This is a genomic window from Microbacterium sp. 05N427, from assembly GCF_056397105.1.
In genome coordinates, this window is sequence record NZ_JBFTMT010000038.1 from 1 (window position 1) to 423 (window position 423).

The following is a 423-nucleotide window of genomic DNA, read 5'->3' on the forward strand; positions in this document are numbered from 1 at the left end:
GGGGTGTTTCACTGCGACGGGGACAGTGACGGACCTGACCACAGGCGCAGCCCCGGGAAATGGGAAGCCAGTGTACCCGGGGGATATCATCCGGTTCGAGTACACGATCACCAACAACAGCGACACCGACATCTGGCCAGTGAGCATCAGCAGCACGCTCAACCACCTCAATTGTGGTGCCAACATCCCGTGCGAATACGGTCCCGGGAAGATCTGGGATTCCACGGCGGAGCAGTACGGATTCCTTACCTATCCATTCCTTTTCGATGGCGCGCCGGACCCGGTCAATGCCGGTCATCTGAAAGGCGACGCGAACCACATGGAGATCGTCGGCGATCTGCCGCGACAGTTGCCGCAGGGAGCGACAGCACGGATGAGCGTGGACTTCCAGATGCCGCTGAACGCCCCACCAGGAACCGGGTT

General features: G+C 60.8%; 1 protein-coding gene. It reads left to right on the forward strand.

The window, feature by feature from the left end; all coding sequences use genetic code 11:
- Window positions 1–25: 25 nt before the first annotated feature.
- Window positions 26–423, forward strand: a 398-nt coding sequence (locus tag AC1DG4_RS19535; RefSeq protein ID WP_477420586.1) for a hypothetical protein, incomplete at its 3' end; no start/stop codon positions are given.